Genomic DNA, 24,785 nt, shown 5'->3' on the forward strand with positions numbered 1-24,785 from the left:
GCGGCGCAGAGCTTACGCCTTGCCTGTCTCCCCCAATATTACTCGTGACGCATTCCGCCCGGGCGCCATCGTGATGCCGCCTCCTGGATGGCTGCCGGCGCCGCACAGGTAAACATTCGGCACAGGCGTGCGATATTGAGCCAATTGCGGCAGGGGACGCTGCGACCCGGTCTGGTAAGGCAGGAACGCCCCGTGGGTCACCGTGCCATGCACCGCGCTTGCCATCAGTTTCTCCATGTCGACCGGTGAATGGACGACCCGCTTTAAGATGAGGCTTTTCAAATTGGGGGCATAGGTCGCAGTGACGTAGTCGATGAGATAGTCGGCATAGGGCTCCTTGACTTCATCCCATTTGCGCGCCCCAATCTTGCCCGTTGCGTCACCCCGGATTTCATATGGCACATTGTGGACGATCATCTTCATGACGGCCTTGCCACTCGGCGCTCGGCTGGGATCGATAGCTGAATCATTGCACATCAGCACAAAAGGCGCAGCCGGCAGCCGCCCACTGCGACATTGAGCGTAGTCAATGGATAAGAATTCGAGCGATGGCGGGGTCGCATGCACATATGCGCTGCGCTGCGCGTCCGGTCCCGCTTTGTATATCACCGGCCCGTCGAGGGCGAGATAGATCGTCATATATCCATCGCCCCATTCGTAGCGCTGCATTTTTGCAACGAGCTCGGCGCCGACATTCTCTTCGCCCAGGAAATCAACGATGAGTTGCCGAGGGTCCGCGTTCGAGGCGACAACACCCTTGTCCGTGAGGCGAATCTGCTCTCCGTCCGCCAACTGCACGCCTGCCGCACGGCCATGTTCAATTAGAATTCTTGTGACTCGCGCTCCGGTGCGAATCTCGCCGCCCCGTGATTGCAAATATGCTGCTAACGCCAATGGCAGACGGTGCATCCCCTGCTTTACCGCCCGATTGCCGACGTCCTGAATTAACGCCGTAAACAGCCACGCAAGGCGCCCCCCGCCTGCATCATCCGGAGCAATGCTCGCATGACACGCCCAAGCGCCGATAAACAAACGCGTTTCCTCACACTCAAAGTGCTCGTTGGTCCATGAGCGAACGCTTTGTAGACTGGCGCGGTACCCATCAATGTCGTGCGGCTGTTGCGCCAGCTGTTCAGTTTCTTGGACCAGCGACCGAGGCGGCGAGTTCATCCACTCAGCGATCGAAGCCTTCGCCTGCACAAAGTCGCTCGCCAACCGCCGCCACGTCTCGCCGTCCTTTTTCGAATACCGGCTAATGCTCGCGATCGTGTCATCCACGCCGCGGTGCATCGAAATGATGCCCCCGTCTGGAAAAACATGCGAGTAGTTAATCTCTGGTCGAATCAACTCCAATCCAAAATTCGCCAGCCCCAGTTCCTGTGGCGCAGGCGACAGATTGGCGAACTGGTAGCCGAACGCATGCATGTCCGATCGGAACCCGGGGAGCGTGACCTCCTCGGTGGTCGCCATGCCGCCCACGGTATGGTACTGGTCAACGACCAGCGTCTGCAGGCCGGCGCGCGCCAAATAGCACGCGCATGTCAGCCCGTTGTGTCCTGCGCCAATGACGATTGCATCATACGAATTCAACTTTTTGGCTCAACTTTCTGATGGGGCGCTGGCGCGACTTAGCTAGAGCGCCGTTCGCTTAATTCAATGCGAGCCTGTACAATAGCGAAGTAGAACTTCCGGCGATGTATGAGAGGCTTAAACCGTCCGCCGAGTGCGTCGGCGCCCAGTCCTTCACTTCTTCGGGACACGGAGTTTCCAAGTCGCAGCGCCAACTGCTGCGCGGGACGACTTATCGCTGCTACGCTCGATGACCTGACCTGTCTTTTCTGAACCGGGGGATTTGAGAGAATCCGATGGAAGGAGAGACAAAGATGCCGAGGAAGGGTTTGAGTTCGGAGCAGATTGTTGCGAAGCTGCGGCAGATCGAGGTTCTGACGACGCAAGGACGGACGATTGGCCAAGCCTGTCGAGAGGCGTCGATATCGGAGCAGAGCTATTTCCTCTGGCGGCAAGAATATGGCGGCCTGCCAATAGAGCAGGCGAAGCGGTTGAAGGACCTTGAGAAAGAAAATGCGCGGCTGAAACGTCTGGTCGCCGATCTCTCGCTTGAGAAACAGGTTCTTAGGGATATCGCGCCGGGAAACTTGTAAGCCCCGAAATGGTCGCCAAAGCGCTTCGGCAGTGGCTCGCCGGTCTGGGGACGCGCCCACTTTACATCGAGCCGGGCAGCCCCTGGGAGAACGGCTATTGCGAGAGCTTCAATGGGAAGCTCCGCGACGAATGCTTGAACCTGGAAATCTTCTACAGCCTGAAGGAAGCACGCATCGTGATCGAGCAGTGGCGTCGTCACTACAATACAGTTCGACCGCACTCAGCGCTCGGTTATCGACCGCCAGCGCCCCTGACTATCGAGCCCTTGCCGCCAGCTTTCGATCAGAGCGCGTCAATGCATTAAACTCTCAAATCCGCCGGTCCAGAAAAGCGGTCAGGTCACATGAGCGTCGCCGTCTTCGTCAAACTCGCCATGATCCACATCAGCTTAAACGTCTAACGCGTGCAACATCTTGTTCATGAATTCAAACTTAATGGATCGGCTCTTAGGGCACGGCGATCACCGTAGGGTAGAGCGTGCGCGTGAGAAGATCGAGACTGCCGAGGCCCAAAAGGATAACGAGCCAAAGCACCGCCGCGGCTGCGAACAACCAGACCGATGCGCCCTCCTGACGCAGCTCCATGAATCCAAACGCCGCTACGGCCACCATCGTCGCCGCGACGATCGCGATTCCGCCGCGTCCCCAACCCGGAAAGGCGAAGGTCGCAGCAAGCTCTGCGGCGAGAAGCGCAAACATCAACGATGCGACCGCGACAAGACGAACGATAACTGCCGTCATGATGCGCGTCCCATGAGATAGATGAGCGGAAACAGGATCAGCCAGATGATGTCGATGAAGCTCCAGTAGAGTCCCACGACATGAACCGGACTATGCCGCTCTGCGGTATATCGTTCAGCCTGGAAGATGATCCAGGCGAGAAGCCCAAGGCCGACGACGAGATGCAGCCCATGGAGCGCCGTGCCGAAAAAATAGAAGGCGAAAAAGAGTTGCGCGCCGCTTCTTGCCGGCCCGTGAATGGCGAAGTGCGGACCGGGAAACAAACCCTTCTGTAGGTCCATTTGCCATTCGACTCCGAATTTGAGTGCGATGAAAGCGGCGCCCAGCGCCCAGGCGATCGCCAGCCAAATTACCATCCCGCGACAGCTTCCGAATCGGATGAAAGCCAGGCCGACGCTATAAGCGAAACTGCTTGCGATCAGCAGCGCCGTGTTCGTCAGGCCGATCATCAGCTCCGTTTGTCGAGCGCCGGCGTCGAACGCGATCGGATCGGCATGACGCGCATAGATCCATGAAAGGAAGATTGGTCCAAAGAACAGCGCCTCGGTCGCGAGAAACAGCCAAATGCCGGAAATCGCCGTTTCGCGCTGGTGTCCGGCGCTCTCGAATTGGAAATCATGAGCCGCGGCGTCACTCATCGTCCAGCGGCCTCCGCCCGCCGATACTGATAGGGCTCTTCGGTTACGGTCGGCGTCACTGGGAAATTTTCTGTCGGCGGCGGCGATGGCGTCGTCCATTCGAGGCCGGTCGCTCCCCACGGATTGGCCGATGCGCGTTCGCCATAAAGCAGCGACCAGGCAAGATAGCCGAGCGGCAGAATATAACCGACCGCAAGAATCAAAGCGCCCGCCGACGACAGCAGGTTAAGCGCTTCGAAATGTTGCGGATAGGCGAAATAGCGTCTCGGCATGCCGAGATAACCAAGCAGGAACTGCGGAAAGAAGGTGAGGTTGAAGCCGACAAAGATGATGATTGCGCCGGCCCGGCCCCACATCTCGGGATAGAGACGGCCCGTGATTTTCGGCCACCAGAAATGAAGGCCGGCGAAATAGGCCGACACCATACCGCCCACCATCACATAATGGAAATGCGCCACCACGAAATAGGTTTGCGTGAGATGGACGTCGGCGGCGAGCGCTGCGAGAAAGAGGCCGGTCAGACCGCCAGTGGTAAAGAGGCCGATGAAGCCGATCGCGTAAAGCATCGGCGCGTCGAAACGGATGTAACCCTTGTGCATCGTGCCGACCCAGTTGAAGACTTTGATCGCCGATGGGACCGCGACCATATAGCTGAGCAGCGAAAAGACGAGCGCCGAATAGAGCGAGGTTCCCGCCACGAACATGTGGTGGCCCCAGACCAGAAAGCCGATGACGGCGATTGCGATGCTCGCCCAGACGACAAATTTATAGCCGAACAGCTCCTTGCGGGAGAAGGCGGGAATAATCTCGCTGATGACGCCGAATCCGGGCAGGATCATCACATAGACGGCGGGATGCGAGTAGAACCAGAAGAGATGCTGAAACAGCAGCGGATCGCCGCCGATCGCCGGATCGAACACGCCGATCCCGAAGATGCGTTCGAAGGCGAGCAGCAGCAGAGTCATCGCGAGCACCGGCGTCGCGAGCACGAGAATGACGCTCGTCGCGTAAAGCGACCACAGGAAGACCGGCATTTTATACCAGGTCATGCCCGGCGCGCGGAGCTTATGGATGGTGACAATGAAATTGAGGCCGGTCGCGATCGACGAAAATCCGGCAATAAAGATGGCGACGACGGCCGCGACCACATGTCCCTTGGAGTAGAAGGACGTGAGCGGCGTGTAAAAGGTCCAGCCGGTGTCGACGCCGCCGACGACGACCGCATAGAGCGCGACGAAGCCGGCGGCCATGAACAGATACCAGCTCAGCAGATTGAGCCGCGGAAAGGCGAGGTCGCGCGCGCCGAGCATCAGCGGCGCCAGGAAATTTCCCAGCGTCACCGGCACGGCCGGAACGAGAAAGAACCAGACCATCAGTATGCCGTGCATCGAAAAAAGCCGATTATAGGTCTCCGCCGATCCGATCAGCCCTTTCGGAGAGCTCAGATTGTAGCGAATGAGAAAGGCCGCAAATCCGCCGGCGAAGAAAAAGAAGGTGATGGCGACGATATAGAGAATGGCGATGCGTTTATGGTCGGTGGTGAACAGCCAGCTGCGCAACGTATGGCCGTCGTCGAGATAAGAGACTTGTGCCGCCGAATGCGTCATGTCCGGCTCCTCGATCGAAGTGATTTGATATAGGCGATGAGTCGCAGCACGTCCTCTTCGCCGATCTGGCCTAGAAAGGACGGCATGATCGGGGGATAGCCGGCGATCGGCGTCTTGTCCGGCGTCAGAATGCAGTCGCGTATGAAATTTTCATCCGCCGTCATCGTGGCGCCGGTCCGCAGCTTGACCGACCGGCCGAACAGTCCCGCCAAGACGGGCGCGCTGACGCCGGTCGTCGCCGGCGTTCCGCCGACGCCGCCTTCGCCATGACAACCGCTGCATCCATGCGTGGTGAACAGCGCCTTGCCGGCGGCCGCCATGTCTTCGCGTGCGCCAGGCGCGGCGCCGCCAGAGAGCCAGGTTTCGAATTCGGGTTGCGTCATGGCGATGACGTCGCCGGTCATCGAGTAATGGCCGACGCCGCAGAGCTGCGTGCAAAAGAGTTGAAAGGTTCCCGGCGTTTCGATCCGGAACCAGAGCGACTCATAGCGTCCGGGAAGAACATCGTGTTTGATGCGAAAGGCTGGAACGGAAAAATCATGAATGACGTCTTCCGACGTCATCACCAGCTGAATGGGGCGGTTGATCGGAATATGCAGCGCGTTGATCTCGCGCTGACCACCCTGATGCTCGACCTTCCACATCCACTGCTTGCCGACAACGTAGATTTGCAAAGCGTCGGCAGGCGGTTGGAACAGCCGTACGTAAAGATCGCCGCCCCAGACAAACAATACGAAAAACACCGCTAGCGTCGCTACTGTCCAGCTGATCTCAAAACGCCAGGTCTTGCGCCCCGGCGCGCCGCGGTAGATGTCGCTCTCGGCCCGATATCGAACCATGTAGAGAAAGATCAGCGCGAAGACGAGGGCGAGAACAGCGCATGAGACAAGCGCCAGCGCGAGGATGAGAAAGTCGATCTCACGACCCTCGGCCGTTGCGCTCGGCAAATAGCCATTCATGCGCGCGCGCCCTTCCGGAACTCGCGATAAAGGATCGCCGCAAGCGCGAGGGTCATGACGACGGCGCCAAGGCGCAGGAATTTGAGGATGGCGAATGTATATCGGCCCGTCGTCGAGTCGAAATCAAAGCAAAGCAAAAGCGCGGGCGAAGCGCGCGCCGTCACGTCCTCTGCCGCGGCTGCCTGAATCGCCCTGCTGATGTCCTCGGGAGTGGACCCGATGGCGGAGAGGTAGCCCGAGACCACGCCGCTCGGCGTCGCCACAACGGCGCCGATCGGATGAATGAAGGTCTCAGGCTGTGCGCCGTCACGATAGCGATAGCCAACAGCCGCCGCAAGCGCGCGAATATCATTGGGTTTCCCGGTAAGGTAATAAAATCCGTCAGCCGCCCCATGTGGCGCCGCCGCGGCGAAATCAATCTCGCGCGCCTTCCGCGCGGCGTCGGCCGTCTCAGTTGGGTCGATGCTGACCGCGACGAACAGATAGTCGGCGCCCGCTGACAGTCCCGCTTTCTTCGCCGCGCGCAACAGGGTCATCCGAGCCGCCCCGCAAAGCTTCTCGCAATGGAAGTAGCCGAGTACGAGAACGAGCGGCGCGCGACTGGATAAATCACCAATACCAATGTCTCGTCCGTCGGCGTCGATGAAGGCGCTTTTTGACGGCAGACGCGCGCCGAGCTTTTGCTCGTAGGCAATCCCCTTTAGATCGGGCGTTCGTTGCGCATGGGCTGGAAGGCCGTTGAGAAGAAGCAGGGCCAGCAGCGTAGGAAGCAGCTTCATGCGCATTCTCCTCTTGCAGCTGAGAGGTGAGCGTCGACTGGGGCGTGGAACTTGGCCAGTCTGCAATTCCCTCTTTGGCGATTTTTCGCATCGCGATTGCGATCGGAATGTGCGCCGCGCCGTTCGCCTGATCGGTCCAGCCGGCGCTGTTCAAGCGGGCCAATTCGCGCCGGTGAAAATCCGCCATGTCCTCGGCCGGATCGATCTGCAGCCGTGGCTCTGGGTATGGCGGCAATGGCAAATTCATCGTTCGGTCGATAATGGCGCCGGGAAAGAGCGCCCATGCGAAAAGGGAAAGAAGGATGACCGCAAAAACCGTTGAAGCAAAGCCGACGGCAATGAAGCCGCCCCTCACGTCGCCGCCTTCGTGCGAAGCTGGAGCGAGGTCTTTTTCTTGCATTGTGCTCACGCCTCGATCCAATTCCAGATTCTTTTATTCCCGCGCGTGACGAGCAGACTCGTGCAGGCCATGGCCAGCAAGGCGGAAAGCGTAAGCAGTGCGATCATCCCTGAATTAGCGCCGGCAAATGGCGCGACCAGCCAGAACTGGTGAAGAATTCCGCCAACAATGATTGACGCAGCGGCAAAACCTACAGCCCTTCGCGAATGTTGCGCCGTCGACGAAAGCAGCGTGAAAAAGGGGATAGCAAAGTGCGTGAGGACGATGAGTCCGCCGACGACGTCCCAGCCCTGGCGCCAGCGCAGAAGATACCAGGCCGCTTCGTGCGGCAGGTCGGACTGCCAGACGATCAGCAGTTGCATGAAGGCGAGGTAGCTCCACAGAATGACGAAAGCGAGCAGCAGGCGCGCAATCTGGCGCAGCGCCTCGGGGTCGTGCGGCGTCGCCGAAAAGATCAGCGCCAGCGCCGCTATGGCGAGAGACAGCGCGGTGATCTCGCCGATCTGAATGAGCCCGAATATGCTCGACGCGAAAGTCGGGTCGAGCGACATGATGGCGTCGACGGCTGCGAACGTCGCGGTCAGCGCTAAAAGAATGAGCGCCGGCGGCGCAAGACGCGCGAGTTCGTCGGCATCGTCGGCGGCGCGGGTGACGAGCACGGCCAAAACCAGCCAGATGAAGAGATAGATGACGCCCCGCAGCACGAAACCGGGGCCGTTGAGATAGAGCGCGTTGTCCAATTGCGTCGCGCCGGCCTGGAGCCAGGGATAAAGGCGCTGCGCCGTCAGCGCGTAAGGAATAACGAACAGCGGGATGAGAAACACGCTTCGCACCCCCTTGGCGAGCGCTTGATGAATCGCCTTTCCCCAGCGGCCGCCAGTAAGCGCGTGGATGAGCATCAATGCCATGGCCCCGAGCGGCCAGGCCATCCAGACGCTCAGCGCGGCAAGCCAGCCAAAGCCAAAATTTCTCGGCGCCATCGCCCAGCCAAGGGCGATTCCGCCATATCCGATCGCGCCCGCCAGCGCTGCAAACATGAGGTTCATGGCGCGGCTTCCGCTTGCGCCGCAGCGAGGTCTTCCGCCGACGCGTTCTGGCTTATTTGCAAAGCTCGGATATAGGCGGCGATCGCCCATCGATCGGTCGGCGGCACGCGCGCGGCATAGGAATACATGGCGCCGTGGCCTCGGGCGATCACATCGACAAAATGACGCGTCGGCGCTTTCAGCAATCGCTCGCTGGTATAAGACGGCGGCTCGGGAAAGCCGCGCTGCACGATCATGCCTTGGCCGTTGCCGAGCTCGGAGTGACAGGGCGTGCAATAAATTCGAAAGCGCTGCTGGCCGCGCTCGACGAGCGCGAGCGTCAGTCGCGGCGGCGTCGGCTCGCCATAGAGAAATGTCACGGCTCCGGGCGGCGTTTCGGCGGGACCGACGAGCGGCGCATAGCTTCGCTGCTTTGGCTGTTCGCTCATGTCGCTGCAGGCGGTCAGCGCGCAAAGCGAGAAAATGGCGAAGGCGCGGGTCACAGTTTGGCCTCTTCGATCACGCGAGCGCCGCACCGTTCAAAAATGTCGCGCGACTGCGCCAAGGATTCCGAACTGGAGGCGTGAACGACAATGACCCATCGATCGATCGTCGCGTCCCGCAGCGCGCGGATTTCGTCGACCGAGTCGTAATAGCGCGTGAAGCCGCAGAGCGCGCCCGCGCCGACGACCGTGGCGAGCACGACTGACAGAATGCCCGCTTCGAAGGCGATGGGAATGAACGACGGCCAGGAGAATGGCGGCCGTCCGCCGATATCGAGCGGATAGGCGACAATATTTGCATAGCTTTGCAGGCCGAAAGCGCCGGCGGCGCCGAGCAGTCCGATGAGGAGCACGAAGGCGGACAGGCGCGAGCGCTTCGGCGGTCCGGGAGGCGGGAGAGGGCTGAACAACCGCACCTCGCCGATCTTGCCCGCGTTCAAATTGGCGAGCGCCACGAGTGAGGCGTCTTCAGAGAGGAAGGTCGCCGCCAGTCCATTCGGCGCGATCGGCGCTTCGGCTTCGGCGTTCATTGATTTCGCCTCGCATTGCGAAGAATGACTTCACGCATCTCGAACATCGAAATCGTCGGCAGCAGGCGAATGGCGATAAGCAGGCCGGCGATGAACAGACCGATCGTGCCGAAGAGCGTCAACCAATCCCAGACCGTTGGCGTAAAGTCGCCCCAGGCCGAGGGCAGATGCGTGCGCCGCAGGCTCATCACGACGATGACATAGCGTTCGCACCACATGCCGACGATCACGAAAAGGCTGATGAGAACGACGAGCGTTTCGTTCAGTCGAATGCTCCGGCGCCACATCGCCTGCGGCGCCAGGACATTGAAGACAATTGTCGCCCAGTAGATGGGCGCCAGTTCGCCCGCGACCTTATCGATGAAGAGGCGCTTCTCGGCGGCGTCTGGCCCGTAAAAAGTCGTGAACGCCTCCATGAGATAGGCGTAGCCAACGCAAAGACTGCTGGTCAGCAGCAGTTTTCCGAGAATGTCGAAGTGGCGGCCGGTGATGAAATCCTCGAGTCCGAGCATCCGCCGTATCAGAACGGCGACCAGCATCACCGTCGCGAAGCCCGACAGCAGGGCGCCGAACACGAAGAAGGGCGGAAACTCCGTCGAATGCCATCCGAGCGTCGCCGCGCCGGCGAAGTCGAGGCCGACGATGCTGTGAACGGAAATGACGAGCGGCGCCATCACCGCGGCCAGGAGGCCATAGCCGACGGTATAGTGGCGCCAGGCGTTGTCCGAGCCCCGAAATCCCAGAGCGAGCACGCCGTAAAAGCGACGCTTGGCCGGCGCGTCGGACTTGTCGCGCATTGTTGCGAGGTCGGGAACGAGACCAAAATACCAGAACAGGATTGACGAGATCACATAGGTGAGAATCGCCACGAAATCCCAGAGCAGAGGACTGCGGAATTGCGGCCAGACCCCCATGACGTTGGGATAGGGGAACAGCCAGTAGAAGAGCCAGGGACGGCCGAGATGCAAAAGCGGATAGAGGGCGGCGCAGGCGGCGGCGAAAATCGTGATCGTTTCGGCGATACGGTTGAGCGCGCTGCGCCATTCGACCTCGGCGAGATAGAAGAGGGCCGAAATAAAGGTTCCGCCTGAAGCGATGGCGATCCACCATACGTAATTGATGATCGCGAATCCCCAGACGACGGGCCAGTCGATGCCCCAGACGCCGACGCCGGCGTAAAACAGCCAGCCGATAGCGACGGCGAGGATAAGGACCAAGGCCAATGCGCTCGCCAGGCTGAGCCTCCACCATAGGGGCCATTTCCGCCGAAGCGGCGGCGAACATATTTTCGAGGTCATCGACGAGATGGTCTGAGTCGGGGAGACGATGGGGTCGTTGGCGCGCGGCTGTCGATCCTGCGTCGAGGCTTCGATCGCCGAGCCGGTCCGGAGCAGCGTCATTTCCGCGTCTCTTTCGCTTCATCGACATTGGAGATGCGCGCTTCATAGGTGACGCGCGGTTTGGTGTTCTGGTCGGCGAGCAGCGCATAGGACAGCGGTCCGGCGCGGCGCGCCGCGACTTCGCTCCCCTTGGCCGCGAGATCGCCGAAGGTGAAGGCCCGAGTCGGACAGGCGGCCTCGCAGGCGGTCGTCACCGTAGACGCTTTCTCTCCGTCGCGGTCGGCGATGATTCGCGCGGCGGCGATGCGCTGCAGACAGAAGGTGCATTTCTCCATGACGCCGCGCGCGCGCACGGTGACTTCTGGATTGCGCGACTCGATCGCGCGGCGCTCTTCGCCCGCGAAGTCGAAATAATTGAAGCGCCGAACCTTGTAGGGACAATTGTTGGAGCAGAAGCGCGTGCCGATGCAGCGATTGTAAACCATCACATTGAGCCCTTCGGAGTCATGCATCGTCGCGCCGACCGGGCAGACGGGCTCGCAAGGCGCTTCTTCGCAGTGCATACAGAGAACCGGTTGGAAGCTCGTTTTCGGCGACTCCGGCGGCCCGTCGTAATAGCGATCGATGCGCAGCCAGTACATTTCGCGCTCGCGCAGAACCTCGGCTTTGCCGACGACCGGAATATTGTTTTCCGCCTGACAGGCGACGACGCAGGCGCCGCAGCCAATGCAGGCGTTGAGATCGATGCTCATGCCCCAAGCCGCCGGCCCTTCCGGCTTCCATTCATAGAGGGCCGGCTGCGGCTCGTCGTTGCGCCGAACGAAATCCGGATCGTTAAGGAATTGCGCAAGCGTCCCGTTGCGCGCATACACGCCCCACTCGTCGAATATGGCGGCGTGATGTTGGGCGCTCGCCAATTCTTCTTTGGCACCGGCTTTCTGAATGTCCGGCGCCCCGCAGGAACGCCCGGTCAGCTTGAAGAAATCGACGCCGACATCCCGCCCGACCGGTCCCGTCTGACGTCTGCCAAATCCAAGCAGCGCGACGATGCAATCGTCCGACTGGCCCGGCGCGATGATGATCGGCGTTGTCGCATGCGCGCCGTCGATTGCGATGCGCACGACATCGCCGCTCTCCAGCGACAGTTCGCGGGCGCGCCGGGGCGAGATCTGAAGCGGATTGCCCCAGCTTATTCTCGTCAGCGGCCGCGGCAATTCCTGAAGCCAGGGATTGTCGGCATGGCGCCCGTCGAGAAGATAAGGATCGGGTCGAAACAATAGGACGATCCCGGCCTTTGGCGGCTGGGGCAATTGGACGCGCGCAGCGGCGTTGGACAGGGGGCGATTGCTGACCGAACTGGCGCTGTCGGGGATGACGCCTTTGGCAAGGGCGTCGGTCCAGGCATCCTCAGAGCCAAGTCGATCCTTCCAGGTTTCATGCACGAGATCGCGCGCCTTCGCCGCATTGGGCCCCAGCAACAACGCCAGCGCCTCATGCGGTTCGAGGCCTTGATACAGAGGAAGGGCTTGTGGCTGCATCACGCTCGCCGTCCCGTCGAAGGCGCGCGCGTCGCTCCAGCCTTCCCAAGGATGAATCATCGGGACCGCCCAGAGCGATGCGTCGGTTGTTTCGTTCGGCGTTGGGCTCAGACAGAGGCTGAAGTCGACCCCCGCGAGCGCTTCCAGAAAATCGAGCGTGCCCGGCGCAGCATAGACTGGATTGCTGTCGATGATGAGAAGCGAGCGTACCAGATTGGCGTGCATGTCGGCGACAAGCGCGTCGAGCGACAGCGCGTCGTCGGATGAAGCATGCATCGGGTCGTCGACAAGCGCGTAGACGGCGCCGCGACCGCCAAGCGCCTCATTCATCGCAAGGACGAGCGCATGCACTTCCGGTGGATGATCGGGTCCCAAGTGAATGAAAGAACGACCGCGGTTGGATTTGAGGTCCGCGATGATCCTGCCGAGCCATGGCGGACCTTCGACTGGCGGCGCGCCGAGCAGCGCCGAGGCGAGCGCCAGCAGAATCCGGTGGGCGTCGCGCGGCCCGGCGATGAAGCGTTCGTCGGCGACGGCGCCGGTGAGCGACGGCGTGGCTTCGATCGCGTAAAGGCGATTCATTTTCGCGCGCGTCGGATTGCGCCGGGCCGCGAATTCGCGCGCGAAGCGCAGATGTCCCGGCGCGGCGCTCAAGAGATCGCTGTCGATCGCGAGAATGACATCGGCGTTCTGGAGTTGCGGTATTAATTCGAGGCGCGCGCCATAGGCCAGCGCGAAGGCATTCTTGGCGTTCTCGCGTTCGATCGGCTCCCAATGCAGCCAGCGAATCTGCGGATAGGATTTGCGCAGCGCGTCAAGCTGCGCGGCGAGCGTCGGCGATGTCGAAGCGCCGGATAGGATGACGAAGCCCGCGCCACGGGTGGCGGCCAGTCCGGCGCGCTGATCGGCAAGCGCCTGTTCCAGCGCCGACCGGCTTCGCGGCAGATTCGCGCGCGTTATGCCCCAGGATCGCCTGGGATCGTAAAAGTTCAGCAGTTCGGCCTGCGCCATCGGGCTCGTCGCCCCGAGACTGGCGGGATGAAAAGGATTGCCTTCGACCTTGATCGGCCGCCCCATGAAGTGTTTGACGACGGTTCCTTCGGCGTAGCCGCCGTCGACATGCGCGCAGCTGTAGTAATCCGGCATGCCTGGGACGACGCCAGGCGACGGGTGGACCGCGGGGATCAAATGCCCTTCCGGCGCGCCGTTGCACCCACCGAGTCCCGCGCCGGCGAGCGCCACTGCGGCGGCCATCAGCGTCAACGCCTCGCGACGATCGCGCGGCTCCGTGAGCGCGGCGTCCAGACCGGGGAACTCCCGTTCGGCGCGCAACAGAAATTGCGCATCCTGCGCCAGTTCCTCCAGGCTGCGCCATTGCGCCTTCACCTGTGACATATCGAGCAGTCCGTCAGTTTTCGCTGCGGGACGCCATATGCGGCGAGCAACAGCTCCGGCGCCGGCGTCGTTGCGTCGCGCGCCCAGCTCGTGTCGTAAATTTTGTCCTTCGGGCGCAGGCGCGGGCCGGGATTGCGATGGCAATCGAGGCAAAACTGCATGGTGAGCGACTTGGCCTTGTAGGTCAGCGCCATGCTGGCAACGTCTCCGTGACAGCTCGAACAGCCGACTCCTTTAGCGATGTGAATGCTGTGATCGAAATAGACGTAGTCGGGAACGTCGGTGATGCGGCTCCAGACGAGAGGCCGGTCGTTCTTTAGGCTATTGCGTATCGGCTCTAGCAGCGCGGCATTGGTCCAGATCTGCGAATGACAGGTCATACAGGTGGAGGTTGGCGGCAGGCCCGCGTTTGAGGAAACTTCGACGGCCGTGTGGCAATACCGGCAGTCGATTCCCAATCCCCTCACGTGATGTTGGTGGCTGAACGGGGCAGGCTGCGCCGGCGCCCAGTTCATGCGCCGCGCATAATCGCTGTGTGGCCAAAGCCAAACCGCAAGCGAAAACCCAACAGCGGCGAGCGCCAACATGAGGAGCGTGAGCGATGCCCAGAAATTCGCTGCGGGTCGAAAGGCTGAACCCATGAACCGTTCCGCTTCCGCCAAGCGCGCCTCTTGGCGGCGCGGCTAAATCCAAGCCTACAGTTGGCTCAGCACGCGCCTGCGGCAAGTGCCTCAGCACGCTCACAGCGCGTCGATCAACCGGAGTGGTCGCACCGTAATAGCAGGGAACGTTTCAGATCGGCAGCGCCGCCAAAGTTTATCTCGCGCTGCGGCTCGGGCCTCAGCGTGGCGGATCTGTCGCCCTCTGGGTTGCGTTTTTAGGGTCTCAAATCCGAACAGGAAACGGTTGAGCAACAGTTCATGATGCGATCGTTCGTACGATGAAGCCCACGACCAGCTTTGATACGTTGTCGAACTAAGCCTGAATGATCTTGTTGATGATTGCCCTCGTGCTGTAGCGGCCGACGCCATATGCCCGGCACAATCGCGGCGCGCCATTGCATCCCCAGACGCAAAGCAAGATCGAGCGCTGGCGTCAGACGCTCAAGAACCGCATTCTGCTCGAGAGCTGTTATCTGACCGGCAACCTAAAGGCGAAAATCGGCGCCTTCGTCGATCACTACAATCGTCGCCCAGTCGGTCCCAAATCATTCGACGACGGACAAATTGCGCGAGACGGCGTCAGCATAAATTGTTGTATGTCAGCGATACAGCATGACCAGCGCCATGACCAAAGCAAGCGCCACAACAGCCCTCAACAAGAGAAGCAAGGTTGCCTGCTCAAGCCAGGCTATGAGAGGAACGCTCAGCGCCAACAAGGCGCCCACGGCGGCAGTGCGCCAGGAGCGGACGTGAATTCCAGCAGTATAGGTTCCTAACGCCAATATCGTCAGCACCATGAGCGCGGAGGCGTCCGCATTCATCATCTGCTCAACATTCGCCACGAAAATAAGATACATGGCGACGAGCACACCGCCCCAATGAAGCAATTCCGTTTGTACAAGCGGCCAACGCAAGTGGCCCTCTTCGATATCCTGCCATCGGGTGAGAATGCTCATCGTCCCGAATATGGGGGCAAGCACCACCCAATAAATCAACATCCATTGTCGCGCGACGCTCGTGAAGGCGACGCCAAAGAGAGCAAGCGCCAACATGGCAATAAATGGGGAATTCCGAACGACAAGGGTCAATAAACTCCTTTCTGACCCTTTCGACATGTTGCTACCCGCATGGTCCATCATCTTGCGTGGTTCCTACGTACCCTCCCATTCTCCCACGTTACTATACGTAGAGCCTCTCATCGGCCTTGCCAGCCTCTATGGGGGCGATAACTAATGGAGTTTTGCTTAACCAATGCTTCGGCGGTCATCCGAAATTTTTTGGACGCTGGATCAGCGTTTCGGATCTGTCACAGCCGTCAGGTCAACGGCGGCGCTGGCATAGCCCAATTCGGCGATGAATTTGCCGCGCCATGCGTCGACTTGAGAAGATGTATTAGGAAAAATGGGCAGTTCGCTTGTCGTTGCCCGCTCTCCCCCTACTCGATTCACGGCCTGCGATCGACGTTCGGCGAGATCAAATCAAGGAGCCGATGAAATAATTCGGAGGCCGAATCGCCGATACGGCATATCGCCTGCGTCACGGCGCGATCGGGGCGAGCGTCTTCCGGTTTCGAACGAAGCCAGATAGCCAGAGTGGGAAAAATGGCGACTGATAAGACCGCAGCGCCCACCAAGGCGTGGGCGTTCTCTGGAAGCATATGGCCTGTTCGCACGCCCAAATAGGTTATTGCGACCACAAGAGGCAGCGTTGTCGAAGAAAAGAGCGCAATTGGGACTAAGTCCTGGTCGGCAAGCACCTTCCTATAAACAAATGCGGGAATGAGGCGGATGATAAGCATCCCCGCGCAGAAGAGAATAAGACGACTGATGCTCTCGGGGCTTGATAGCAACGCTGGAAGATCAAATTCGATGCCACTCGTGATAAAGAATAGTGGGATGAAAAATCCCCATCCAACGGCCGCCAGCCGATCTTGGAGTATCTCCCCTGTCGTGTCGCGCACGAGTATTGCGATCACCACGCCGGCCGTATAGGCGCCAAGAACGATCTCCATGCCCAGTTCATTGGCGAGCGAGATAAGACCGAGCAGAATAACGATTGAGATTCTGAGTGGCAGGATTGACCGGTCGCTCATCCATCGGGTGATCGCGCCCGATAATTTGTCTGAACGTACGCCTTTTGCGAGAGAAGTGGCCCCAACCGCCGACAACAGAAAGATCATGACAAAAAGCGTTTGATGCAAATGCTCATGCACATGCGCCAGCAGAATTGGAGCTAAAACCAAGGGCCCAAGTTCACCCATGGCCGCCGCTCCCAACACATAACGGCCGAAATCCTTGTCGAGATCTCCGCTCTCGTGAAGGATAGGAAGTAGAATTCCGAATGCTGTCGTCGGCAAAACAATCCCGACAAGCAGAGGCGCGCGCAACAGGCCGACAAGAAAAAGCGAGCCGACAAAGACCACCGTCAGCGCTAGTGAAATGAGCCAAGCAATTGCGCCGAGTTGAAGCGGTCGCCCGCCAATTTTATCCGGATTGATCTCGGAGCCCGCCAGAAAGAATAGATAGATGAGGCCAAACTCGCCAAGGAATCCGATAGGCTCCTGACTCGAGACCCAATTCATTCCTCCCGGACCAATCACGATGCCTAGCACGAGCTCCAGCACGACTACTGGGATCTTAACCAGCATCGGCAAACGAGCCAGCAGAGGCGCTACGACCGCCACCAAGCCGATGACAAAGAGAGATTGAATCTCATTCATGGTTCTGCCGCTCGATGGCCGGAGGATGCTTCGAATAATATGCAGTAGCGATAGCGCCACAGCAACGCAGGGTCGATAGCGGAGCGCGTTAGCGCGCGCTGACTTGCCGCTTTTAAGTAATCACATGCGACGACGAGCCCCGCCGGAGCCGTTGTTGCGCCAATATGTCGCGGAACGATGAAAGAGATGAGATATGACATAGCTGTCGCCAAGGGCGTTGCCTATTTATCGGGTTATTGACACTCCGGAGCAGCGATGACATAGAACCTGCGAGGAATACCATTTTATGTTCGATCAAGACAAATTTAAAAGGACCGAATCGAAGTCTCGTTTGGCTTCCTAATCGTCACGCCCGCCGGTCGAGCGGTAGGCAGAACTCGCCCCCGGCTTCATCGGCAGGGGTCTTTCTTAGGCCGTTCGTGCGGCGACATGCCTAATTGAATTTAGGCGCGCTTGTACCCGTAAATTTGCGGATGATCCGGGCTCCGATCGCTAATGCCGCGATCGCGTCAATTATCGTCGCCGAGATTTTGGGCGTCATAATGTTGTTGCTTGAGCGCTGAGGTTACCTTCCTGATCGACGGTCGGATTGACTCGGCAAGGTTTGGGATTTTCTCAGAGACGCGCACCAATCTGGTGCAAGAAAAAAGCACGATCTAAAAGACGAATCGCGAAACGTAAGTTGTTTTCCGCGGTCAAGCCGAGAAGCTCTACTCACCGTAAAAGTACGGCGGGCCTATCCAGGCCCGCCTTAAGGCGGCAGCAGGCGCTTCGTAATGATGGGGCAGAGCGCGTCTGCTACCAGTTCCCGTCTTCAGCGGGTGGCGCCTCATAGCATCACGACACCTTTGCCGTTTTGCGCCAATGTGTCTACAACGTTGCGCGCGTTTGAGCGGCTGTGGCGAAAAAGTGTTTTGGCTTTGCGTGGCCTCGACGCTTTCGTCCCGCCTATGTGAGCTCCTTTCACGCAGCATTTTTCTAAAAAGCGCTTCAGCGCCTCGCGGAACTGACCGGCTAGCCGCGAAATTGTTAGCCGCCCTAAAACGTGGCCCCTGCAACGAGGATAGAATTCGTTCGTCGTGCTGTGGGCAGCATTGAAGTCATGCCTATGCGCTGGGGGGCTTGCGCCCTCGTGCTGGAAGAAGCCGCTCAACGAGCTTGCTACGACATATAACGCCCGCGCTGATGACGTTCGCTTATGCCCCCACCTGTCGTCGGTGAGCCGCGCGAGCCGGCCAATGTGAGTATGATGACCTTCTCGTGATAACGCTCAGAAGAATGAGCAGCCGATCTAATGTCGTCTACTGTGCTGCTCACGCATTCTTGAAAAAATGAGTCAGCGCCGCCTTTATAGTCCATTCTGAGTAAACTTTGATCGCACCGTTCGCCGCCCAAAAGACAAGCCTGAACTAGCGGTGCAATGTAATCTACCTTGCATTCAGCGAGTAGGCGCCACTCTAATTCGAGCAGCCTTCGCGCAAATTCTGGTAATGCAGCAAAAAACCTCCCTTTAATAGCGAACTCCCAGCTTGTTGGCGGCGGCGTCAAAGGATTCGACGGCTTCTAGCGAAAGTGCAGATTGCGTTTGTTTCATCATTGCCTCCCGGCAACTGCATCATCTCAACGTTTCCGCCTGTTCGCTCACAAAAATAGGCTCTGCCACAAGCTGTGTGGTACGGCCGTGTTTCTGCATGATTGCCAGAGGTTCGCTTCGCCGTCATCGACCGCGTTCATCGCCATTTCAAACGCGCAAGTGTCGGGCGCGCTCGGAAATCTAAAAAATGCCGACTTGCGATCTTGAGCTTTTACCCAACGAACGGCTCGGAAGAACGAGCAGCTGCAAGGAGCGCGATTTGAGACATGCAGAGACCGCTATGACCGAGTACATGCCGATCACGATCGAGCCGACCTAAGACGCGCTGATCGTCGCGTTCAAACGATTTTGTCGCAGCTGCTTTCCGATCTTCGAGCGCTGAAGGTCATTCAATAATGATTCCGCAAGAGACTGGTATTCAGATGCGACGCATTCGGCAGCCGAAACAGCCTGCTTCTCCCGAAGAACTCGCGCGTGATTATTATGAATAAGCTTGACGCAGCCGCGCCAGAATTGTTCGAATCGCCGCCTCTACATTATTCGCAGGCGCGCCGGGGGCTCCAGAGCGGGCGCACGCGGCTACTGCGCGCCTGATTGGCGCGAGTTCTTCCTCGGAAAAACTCTCTTTTTCGAGTAGCCCTTCCGCGGAATCCTGGTGAACAGCCGCGCATTTTCGCAATATCGCCGTTGCGCGCTCGAAGGCTTGTTCGACAAATGCGGAGATAGCTTCGTCTATCCGCGCACTGGTCTGATCACTCGCTTCCGATTGTTGCGGGCTCGCTCCGGGAAGGTCGAGGTAGCGTGAGCGCTCCCTCGCGAAGGAGGCCTGACCCACGTCGGGCGACATTCCGTAGCGCGTCACCATGGCGCGCGCCATTTCCGTTGCGCGTTCGAGATCATCCGCGGCGCCAGTCGTAGCCTCATTGAAAATCAACATTTCGGCGGCCCGTCCGCCAAGCAGCACCGTCATACGGTCGAGGAGTTCGCCGCGAGTCATCAAGTATCGATCTTCAAGCGGCATTTGCATCGAATAGCCTAGCGCGCCTATTCCCCTCGGGATGATCGAAACTTTCTTTATCGGGTCGACATCGGGAAGCGCCATCGCCACAATCGTGTGACCCATCTCGTGGAAGGCGACGATACGGCGCTCGCGTGGGATCAGCAGGCGATTGCGCTTTTCCGGACCAGCGACGACGCGCTCAATCGCCTCTGTAAAGTCGGCCAATGACACAGATGTCCCGTTTCGACGGGTTGCGATCACCGCAGCTTCATTGACGAGATTTGCGAGATCCGCGCCCGTAAAGCCCGGAGTCAATGCTGCGACTTGGGCGGGATCGACGTCGACGCCGCTCTTGATCTTCTTGAGGTGCACGCGAAGTATCGCGGCGCGCTCGTTCTTGTCTGGCCGATCGACCGGAATCTGCCGGTCGAAGCGACCTGCGCGCAGCAGAGCCGGATCGAGAACTTCGGGGCGATTGGTCGCGGCAAGCAGGACGACGCCGACGCGCGGATCGAACCCGTCGAGTTCACTCAGCAGCTGATTGAGCGTTTGCTCCTTCTCGTCGTGTCCGCCGGCAAGCCCTAGTATGCCTCGCGCCCGGCCGAGCGCGTCGAGTTCGTCTATGAAAATGATGCAAGGTGCGTTCGCGCGCGCTTGCGTGAAGAGATCGCGTACGCGGGCGGCGCCTACGCCCACGAACATTTCAACAAATTCAGAGCCGTTAATAGAAAAGAAAGGAACGCCAGCTTCTCCGGCGACAGCGCGCGCCAACAACGTTTTTCCCGTGCCCGGCGGCCCGACCAGGAGAATGCCCTTGGGGATCGTCGCGCCAAGTCTTCCGTGGTGGGCAGGAGCCTTCAAGAAGGCGACGATCTCTTGCAGCTCGCTCTTGGCTTCTTCGACGCCGGCCACGTCGCCAAATCCAACCTTGATGTCCTTTTCGACGAAAACTTTTGCTTTGCTTTGGCCGATGGACATCATCGAGCCGAGGCCCTGAGTCATGCGCCGTGTCGTCCAACTCCACAGGAAATAGAGAAGCGCCGCGGGGAGGATCCATGAGAGCAGGAAAGTGATCCAGTTGTTTCCTTCCACTCCCGAAAATTTCACGCCTGCGTTTTCAAATTCGGTTGCAAGTTTTGGATCGACTCGGATCGCGTAAACCTGCTTGCGTCCGTCAGGCAAAGCCTTCTTCAGCTTGGCGCGCACGAAAGTGTCGCCAACCTCAATTTCTTTAATCTTGTTCTCCTGCAACAGGTTTTGGAATTCGCTGTAGGGAATGGCTTCTGTTCGCTGACCGCTCGTCCACCATTGCTGCAAGAGCAACGCCGCGAGCATTGCAAATAGAAGATAGCCAATGTCGAAGCGCCATTTCTTTTCGATGGCAGGTCGTCTATCCACAAGGCTCTCCAGCTGTAGAAGCTGAGCGCGCTAAGCGAAAGAATCGCTCGCAGAAAAGCTCGCTCGAAGAACGACGGAAGGAGTCGAGCGCGGCCACCGCGAACGCCTCGACTATTGCGGGCTGGGCGACACGCCGGAAGTTCTTCGGCGCAATGGCAGACTCGCGAGCAGGACAGCAAGAATTCCAGTGACGAATATGCCGTCAAAAGTTCCTGCGCCGCCGATCGAGGCGATGGGCGCGCCTACGCCTCGCATCTTGTCCAGATTGAGCAAATCAGCTCCGATGAGCGTGCCAAGGCTGCCGCTGACATAGGCCACCGGCGCCGCAAAATCGCGCGACAAGAGAATCGCCAGGGCCGCCGACAACAGGGGCGGTGCCAGAATGGGCACGGTGATTCCGACCCCCGGAACGATCCTCGCCAAGAAATGGACGACCAGAGCAACGATCGCCGTCGCCACGGCGCCGACAATCCAGATGTGATTGCGGGCAAGCAGATAGATGGAAAGTAGAAATGGGATCACGGCGCCGCCGACATTTACCGCCAGTATCATGCCCGGCCAATCGACAACCATCGGGACGACATAGCGCCTCCCAAAAAAGTCGACTATTTCCTGCGAAATGACGCGTTCGTCAGCGAAATGCGCAATGGGAATGTTTACGTAGCTTCCCAAGAGCGAGGCGAACAACACGAGCGTCGCATATTTCGAACTCAGACCAATGCGGCCATATGCATAGCTAAGCACGCCGATCTGTATCAGCGCGAAGAGCGCCAGCAGCGCGCCAAGCAAGACCGCGTAGGCAATTGGCGGCAGCGGAAGATAATGAACCTGAAGTGAATACACGCGTCGCCTCATGATGCTGTGTCGACGTTGAGGCCGCATATAGAGCAGGAGCCACGTAGGTCGAGTTGAGAGGCTTCGACGCGTTTCTTCGGGCGGCGTTCAGCCAACGCTGGCCGACATGATTAAACGCGGTGTCCGGCGCTGATCGCGCACGCGACGCTGGCGAATGAATCGACCGGACCGACGCACGCTCATCCTCACTTACCTTATCAAGAATTTCGAGCCAGAGCGGGTGAAAAAACCCGATTCTGGGGTTTCTTGATGCGCCCTTTCGGAGCCGCCGCTCTCCACGGTAAGGCGACCTTCGAAATGAGAATGACTTTATTGGCCTTATCGCGCGACGCTCCACCGAGCGGCGCAAAACTTGATCAATCGGGATTCCGATCCATCATCATAGCGCATGGCCCCGGTTACGAGATCAATGTTGCGGCAGAGCTACGCCTTGCCTTTGGCCGGACTTTATAGCGCTCCGGCCGCTTTTCTTGGTGAAGCGAAAGACAGGCGCGTGACTTTTGAAAGTCGAAGCGCCTGCAATCAATTAAGCATCCCCGGCGAGTGACCGAGCGGAGGAAGCATTGTGCTCAGCTGCGTATAAAGCTCAGAACCGTAGCGCTCAGGGTGCTGCCCGTGAGAACTAGCGTTGCGCCGAGCGCGAGCAGCGCGACGAGATTTACGGTCAGATCGGCGGAGTGGCCGGCGAGCGCCAGAATGCCGAGGACGATCGCCGCCAGTCCGGCAAGCGCCTGTATGCCGGCTGAACCGGACGCCATTTCGCTTGCAAGCATTTCGGCGCCGACGTTGTGCGATTGCCGTACAGCCGTCCGGGTCTGTGTGGCGGCCGGACCGGACGCCATTTTGCTCGCGAGCACTTCGGCGCCGACGTTCTGCGGCTGCTCTACAGTCCGCGACTGCCCTACAGGGGTCGGCTCGGGATGTACAGAGGTGCGGCGCAGCAGATAAAGGCGCCAGACCGCATTGCTGCTCAGAAGCAGAGCTGTGCCGAAGCCGATGACCGCGATCGGCGACAAGACCGCGGCGGCGACACCAAGAAGCGACAAAACGCCGAGCACGATTCCGCCTGCGCCGAAAAGAAAGACGAGCGCCAAGCTACTGCCGCCCATCTGCTCAGAAGAAATACTTTGAGCGCCGCCGGGAAATGCGACCTGCGCATAGTCCGACAGCATAGCTCCGCCCTGGATCAAGAGCGCGACGCCGAAGACGATCGTCGCGATCGCGACCATCATAACCGGCGAAATTCCAGCTAGACCGCAAATGACAAGGATGATGGTGGCGACGCCTCCAATTGCATCAATGAGTCCGCCATAAGCGACCGCACTGTCATGCGATGCGATATCTCGGGTGATGGACATATAGGACACTCCAGCCACTCGGCCCCGTGCGCTAGCTAGCGCTACTGATAAAATGGGCAAGCTCAACACTTTCAGGGCAATTTGCCCTTCGCAATGGTCACGCTCCAAAAGCGGGAACGAGGCAACCGGTCTGGCGCAGGGCAAAAAATGCTTTCTGATCGGATCCGTCTCTTTAGCGTCGCGCGCATACGATCGCGGCCGCGCTAAAGAGACGGATTTGTGTCGCCAACCGCGCCGCGGTGATCTACTTCCGGGACTACGCTGGAGTTCCGATTTCAAGGCCTCCCGCCCCGTTCAATTTGCCAAAGAGCGATAGTGAGCCGACCTACAGCTAATGGGAAGATTATTTTCGGGTTAGGCAAATAGCGCAACGCATTTACCTGGCGTCAGAGATGGAAAAACGGCGTTGCACCGCTCGACGAATGAACAGGAATTTGCAACGAATTTTTTGCTCTCTTCGCATGACATTACAGCTCACGGGCAGAAGCATTATCACGGACTCGGCTGATCGCTGCGACGTCAGATAGGCCGAAGGAAGTGCTGACGCATTTGTAGGCGGAGCAACATCGCCGGGAACGCAGTTCGAAAATTCTTTAGGCGCCACTAGTTTCTCTGGCAGCCCGCTTTACGTGATCGAACGCGACAGAAGCCAATCGCGCGGGCCAATCCATGATCGCCAATTACGCCGACGCTCACAAACGTATCAACAACATCCTGGAGTTCTTCATTGCTGGGTGTGCGACTGCATTTGCGCTCGCAATAGTACACGGTCGAGCAAGATTCGGCATAGTTTGGCTTTTGTCAGGGGCAATCGCCTTTGCGATTGAAGCTTGGCCGACTGGCTCATGTCTCAGTGATCATTCGAAAGCTCACGCTGAGGATGGAGCAGCCGCGGATGTTGTCGAATCGGTCGAAGAAGGCGCGTTCTGCCACAAACTCTTGCGGCTCAGCTTCCTACTGGCGGTCACGGCGTTCCTATTGGGAACTGTCGTAGGCGGACCAGTTTGGAGCAATTGCATTGCCGGCATCGTTACGTGGTTCGCAAGCCTGCTTAGTCTGCCGGTTCTTTGTGCCCCTCGCGACGCGACCGAATTATAGATTTCCGCTACTCGAATGGCTAATGGCAGCGTTCGATAGCCTCTTTTCTGGCTTTCCGAATGGGGTCCCGGCCAACGAAGTCGAAGCGTCGCCAAGAGACAAACGCCTGTCGACGCCCGCAAATCGCATAAATGACGAGTTGTGCGACGGAAAAAGTATATCCGGACATAATGATGATGGCGTCCAGAGAGGATGGCGTGTGATTTGACGATCCCAATCCCGTCCGACCATCTCCACCGATCGGCTCGGCTTTTGAGTCGGCCACCTGCGCCTTTACCCTCGCGCCGCAAAGGGCCCTGTACGCCCTCCGCTATAGCTTGAACGATAGTCCCCAGCACGACTCAACACCGGCAATATCTTTCCCGCCAACTGCCGCGCTGTCTTGATCGGCGCAACGCCCTATCTGCGGGCTAAATGGAATGCGGGGGAAAATCCCGTGGCCAAGGCTTCGGCGGTAAAGTCATCGGCGAGACGGCCGCTCGCC

Annotated in this window: 19 protein-coding genes and 2 pseudogenes; 4 read left to right on the forward strand and 17 right to left on the reverse strand. The window is 59.1% G+C overall.

Annotation, left to right across the window (positions count from 1 at the left end; genetic code table 11):
- Positions 1-12: 12 nt before the first annotated feature.
- A complete protein-coding gene (locus AB7I51_RS05545; RefSeq protein WP_428406137.1) occupies positions 13-1,590 on the reverse strand; it encodes a phytoene desaturase family protein in 1,578 nt (525 codons plus the stop codon).
- A 293-nt stretch (positions 1,591-1,883) separates the two neighbouring features.
- Here AB7I51_RS05545 and AB7I51_RS05550 point away from each other — a divergent pair, with 293 nt between their 5' ends.
- Both AB7I51_RS05550 and AB7I51_RS05555 read left to right on the forward strand, forming a co-directional pair.
- A complete protein-coding gene (locus tag AB7I51_RS05550) occupies positions 1,884-2,162 on the forward strand; it encodes a transposase (protein WP_428406138.1) in 279 nt (92 codons plus the stop codon).
- A gap of 2 nt (positions 2,163-2,164) precedes the next feature.
- Positions 2,165-2,467: pseudogene (locus tag AB7I51_RS05555) on the forward strand (integrase core domain-containing protein); the annotation flags it as partial.
- Between the two features lie 142 nt (positions 2,468-2,609).
- Here the strand turns inward: AB7I51_RS05555 and AB7I51_RS05560 are convergent.
- The 11 genes from AB7I51_RS05560 to AB7I51_RS05610 form a co-directional block, all read right to left on the reverse strand.
- Positions 2,610-2,903, reverse strand: coding sequence for a hypothetical protein (locus AB7I51_RS05560; RefSeq protein WP_428406139.1), 294 nt, complete (start codon positions 2,901-2,903; stop codon positions 2,610-2,612).
- The gene (locus tag AB7I51_RS05565) at positions 2,900-3,541 is read right to left on the reverse strand and encodes a cytochrome c oxidase subunit 3 (RefSeq protein WP_428406140.1); all 642 of its coding nucleotides are present in this window, start codon (positions 3,539-3,541) and stop codon (positions 2,900-2,902) included. Before AB7I51_RS05565 ends, AB7I51_RS05560 begins: the two co-directional genes overlap by 4 nt.
- Positions 3,538-5,148, reverse strand: a complete 1,611-nt coding sequence (locus tag AB7I51_RS05570; RefSeq protein ID WP_428406141.1) for a cytochrome c oxidase subunit I — start codon at positions 5,146-5,148, stop codon at positions 3,538-3,540. The genes AB7I51_RS05565 and AB7I51_RS05570 overlap by 4 nt, the downstream gene beginning before the upstream one ends.
- Positions 5,145-6,107, reverse strand: a complete 963-nt coding sequence (coxB, locus tag AB7I51_RS05575) for a cytochrome c oxidase subunit II (RefSeq protein WP_428406142.1) — start codon at positions 6,105-6,107, stop codon at positions 5,145-5,147. Before coxB ends, AB7I51_RS05570 begins: the two co-directional genes overlap by 4 nt.
- The gene (locus AB7I51_RS05580; protein ID WP_428406143.1) at positions 6,104-6,886 is read right to left on the reverse strand and encodes an SCO family protein; all 783 of its coding nucleotides are present in this window, start codon (positions 6,884-6,886) and stop codon (positions 6,104-6,106) included. The genes coxB and AB7I51_RS05580 overlap by 4 nt, the downstream gene beginning before the upstream one ends.
- A 405-nt stretch (positions 6,887-7,291) precedes the next feature.
- Positions 7,292-8,332: a hypothetical protein gene (locus tag AB7I51_RS05585; RefSeq protein WP_428406144.1), complete on the reverse strand. Its 1,041-nt coding sequence runs from the start codon at positions 8,330-8,332 to the stop codon at positions 7,292-7,294.
- The gene (locus AB7I51_RS05590) at positions 8,329-8,814 is read right to left on the reverse strand and encodes a c-type cytochrome (RefSeq protein WP_428406145.1); all 486 of its coding nucleotides are present in this window, start codon (positions 8,812-8,814) and stop codon (positions 8,329-8,331) included. Before AB7I51_RS05590 ends, AB7I51_RS05585 begins: the two co-directional genes overlap by 4 nt.
- Complete coding sequence (locus AB7I51_RS05595) at positions 8,811-9,344, reverse strand: DUF3341 domain-containing protein (protein ID WP_428406146.1); 534 nt, start codon at positions 9,342-9,344, stop codon at positions 8,811-8,813. The genes AB7I51_RS05590 and AB7I51_RS05595 overlap by 4 nt, the downstream gene beginning before the upstream one ends.
- Positions 9,341-10,744 (reverse strand): NrfD/PsrC family molybdoenzyme membrane anchor subunit, encoded by a 1,404-nt coding sequence (gene nrfD, locus AB7I51_RS05600; RefSeq protein ID WP_428406147.1) that lies wholly within the window; start codon positions 10,742-10,744, stop codon positions 9,341-9,343. The genes AB7I51_RS05595 and nrfD overlap by 4 nt, the downstream gene beginning before the upstream one ends.
- The gene (locus AB7I51_RS05605; protein WP_428406148.1) at positions 10,741-13,617 is read right to left on the reverse strand and encodes a TAT-variant-translocated molybdopterin oxidoreductase; all 2,877 of its coding nucleotides are present in this window, start codon (positions 13,615-13,617) and stop codon (positions 10,741-10,743) included. The genes nrfD and AB7I51_RS05605 overlap by 4 nt, the downstream gene beginning before the upstream one ends.
- Positions 13,605-14,258: a cytochrome c3 family protein gene (locus AB7I51_RS05610; protein WP_428406149.1), complete on the reverse strand. Its 654-nt coding sequence runs from the start codon at positions 14,256-14,258 to the stop codon at positions 13,605-13,607. Before AB7I51_RS05610 ends, AB7I51_RS05605 begins: the two co-directional genes overlap by 13 nt.
- A 398-nt stretch (positions 14,259-14,656) precedes the next feature.
- Here AB7I51_RS05610 and AB7I51_RS05615 point away from each other — a divergent pair.
- Positions 14,657-14,803, forward strand: a pseudogene (locus AB7I51_RS05615) (IS3 family transposase); the annotation flags it as partial.
- A gap of 75 nt (positions 14,804-14,878) precedes the next feature.
- On the opposite strand, the gene AB7I51_RS05620 reads toward AB7I51_RS05615, so the two are convergent.
- From AB7I51_RS05620 to AB7I51_RS05640, 5 genes are all read right to left on the reverse strand, one after another.
- Complete coding sequence (locus AB7I51_RS05620; RefSeq protein ID WP_428406150.1) at positions 14,879-15,367, reverse strand: hypothetical protein; 489 nt, start codon at positions 15,365-15,367, stop codon at positions 14,879-14,881.
- A gap of 356 nt (positions 15,368-15,723) precedes the next feature.
- Positions 15,724-16,998, reverse strand: coding sequence for a cation:proton antiporter (locus tag AB7I51_RS05625; RefSeq protein WP_428406151.1), 1,275 nt, complete (start codon positions 16,996-16,998; stop codon positions 15,724-15,726).
- Between the two features lie 2,075 nt (positions 16,999-19,073).
- A complete protein-coding gene (gene ftsH, locus AB7I51_RS05630; RefSeq protein WP_428406152.1) occupies positions 19,074-20,990 on the reverse strand; it encodes an ATP-dependent zinc metalloprotease FtsH in 1,917 nt (638 codons plus the stop codon).
- Positions 20,991-21,101: 111 nt separating this feature from the next.
- Positions 21,102-21,833, reverse strand: coding sequence for a DUF1614 domain-containing protein (locus AB7I51_RS05635; protein ID WP_428406153.1), 732 nt, complete (start codon positions 21,831-21,833; stop codon positions 21,102-21,104).
- Between the two features lie 581 nt (positions 21,834-22,414).
- Positions 22,415-23,203: a hypothetical protein gene (locus AB7I51_RS05640; protein ID WP_428406154.1), complete on the reverse strand. Its 789-nt coding sequence runs from the start codon at positions 23,201-23,203 to the stop codon at positions 22,415-22,417.
- Between the two features lie 669 nt (positions 23,204-23,872).
- Here AB7I51_RS05640 and AB7I51_RS05645 point away from each other — a divergent pair.
- A complete protein-coding gene (locus tag AB7I51_RS05645) occupies positions 23,873-24,301 on the forward strand; it encodes a hypothetical protein (protein WP_428406155.1) in 429 nt (142 codons plus the stop codon).
- Positions 24,302-24,785: the final 484 nt, after the last annotated feature.

It is taken from the genome of Methylocystis sp. (assembly GCF_050246715.1).
Classification (GTDB): domain Bacteria; phylum Pseudomonadota; class Alphaproteobacteria; order Rhizobiales; family Beijerinckiaceae; genus Methylocystis.

Bases quoted from the DNA above. Each gene is read 5' to 3' on its own strand.
- AB7I51_RS05570 (WP_428406141.1), bottom strand. From the start codon at position 5,148: ATGACGCATTCGGCGGCACAAGTCTCTTATCTCGACGACGGCCATACG.
- nrfD (WP_428406147.1), bottom strand. From the start codon at position 10,744: ATGACGCTGCTCCGGACCGGCTCGGCGATCGAAGCCTCGACGCAGGAT.
- AB7I51_RS05625 (WP_428406151.1), bottom strand. From the start codon at position 16,998: ATGAATGAGATTCAATCTCTCTTTGTCATCGGCTTGGTGGCGGTCGTA.
- AB7I51_RS05610 (WP_428406149.1), bottom strand. From the start codon at position 14,258: ATGGGTTCAGCCTTTCGACCCGCAGCGAATTTCTGGGCATCGCTCACG.
- coxB (WP_428406142.1), bottom strand. From the start codon at position 6,107: ATGAATGGCTATTTGCCGAGCGCAACGGCCGAGGGTCGTGAGATCGAC.
- AB7I51_RS05585 (WP_428406144.1), bottom strand. From the start codon at position 8,332: ATGAACCTCATGTTTGCAGCGCTGGCGGGCGCGATCGGATATGGCGGA.
- AB7I51_RS05640 (WP_428406154.1), bottom strand. From the start codon at position 23,203: ATGTCCATCACCCGAGATATCGCATCGCATGACAGTGCGGTCGCTTAT.
- AB7I51_RS05595 (WP_428406146.1), bottom strand. From the start codon at position 9,344: ATGAACGCCGAAGCCGAAGCGCCGATCGCGCCGAATGGACTGGCGGCG.
- AB7I51_RS05565 (WP_428406140.1), bottom strand. From the start codon at position 3,541: ATGAGTGACGCCGCGGCTCATGATTTCCAATTCGAGAGCGCCGGACAC.
- AB7I51_RS05580 (WP_428406143.1), bottom strand. From the start codon at position 6,886: ATGAAGCTGCTTCCTACGCTGCTGGCCCTGCTTCTTCTCAACGGCCTT.
- AB7I51_RS05645 (WP_428406155.1), top strand. From the start codon at position 23,873: ATGATCGCCAATTACGCCGACGCTCACAAACGTATCAACAACATCCTG.
- AB7I51_RS05560 (WP_428406139.1), bottom strand. From the start codon at position 2,903: ATGACGGCAGTTATCGTTCGTCTTGTCGCGGTCGCATCGTTGATGTTT.
- AB7I51_RS05550 (WP_428406138.1), top strand. From the start codon at position 1,884: ATGCCGAGGAAGGGTTTGAGTTCGGAGCAGATTGTTGCGAAGCTGCGG.
- AB7I51_RS05605 (WP_428406148.1), bottom strand. From the start codon at position 13,617: ATGTCACAGGTGAAGGCGCAATGGCGCAGCCTGGAGGAACTGGCGCAG.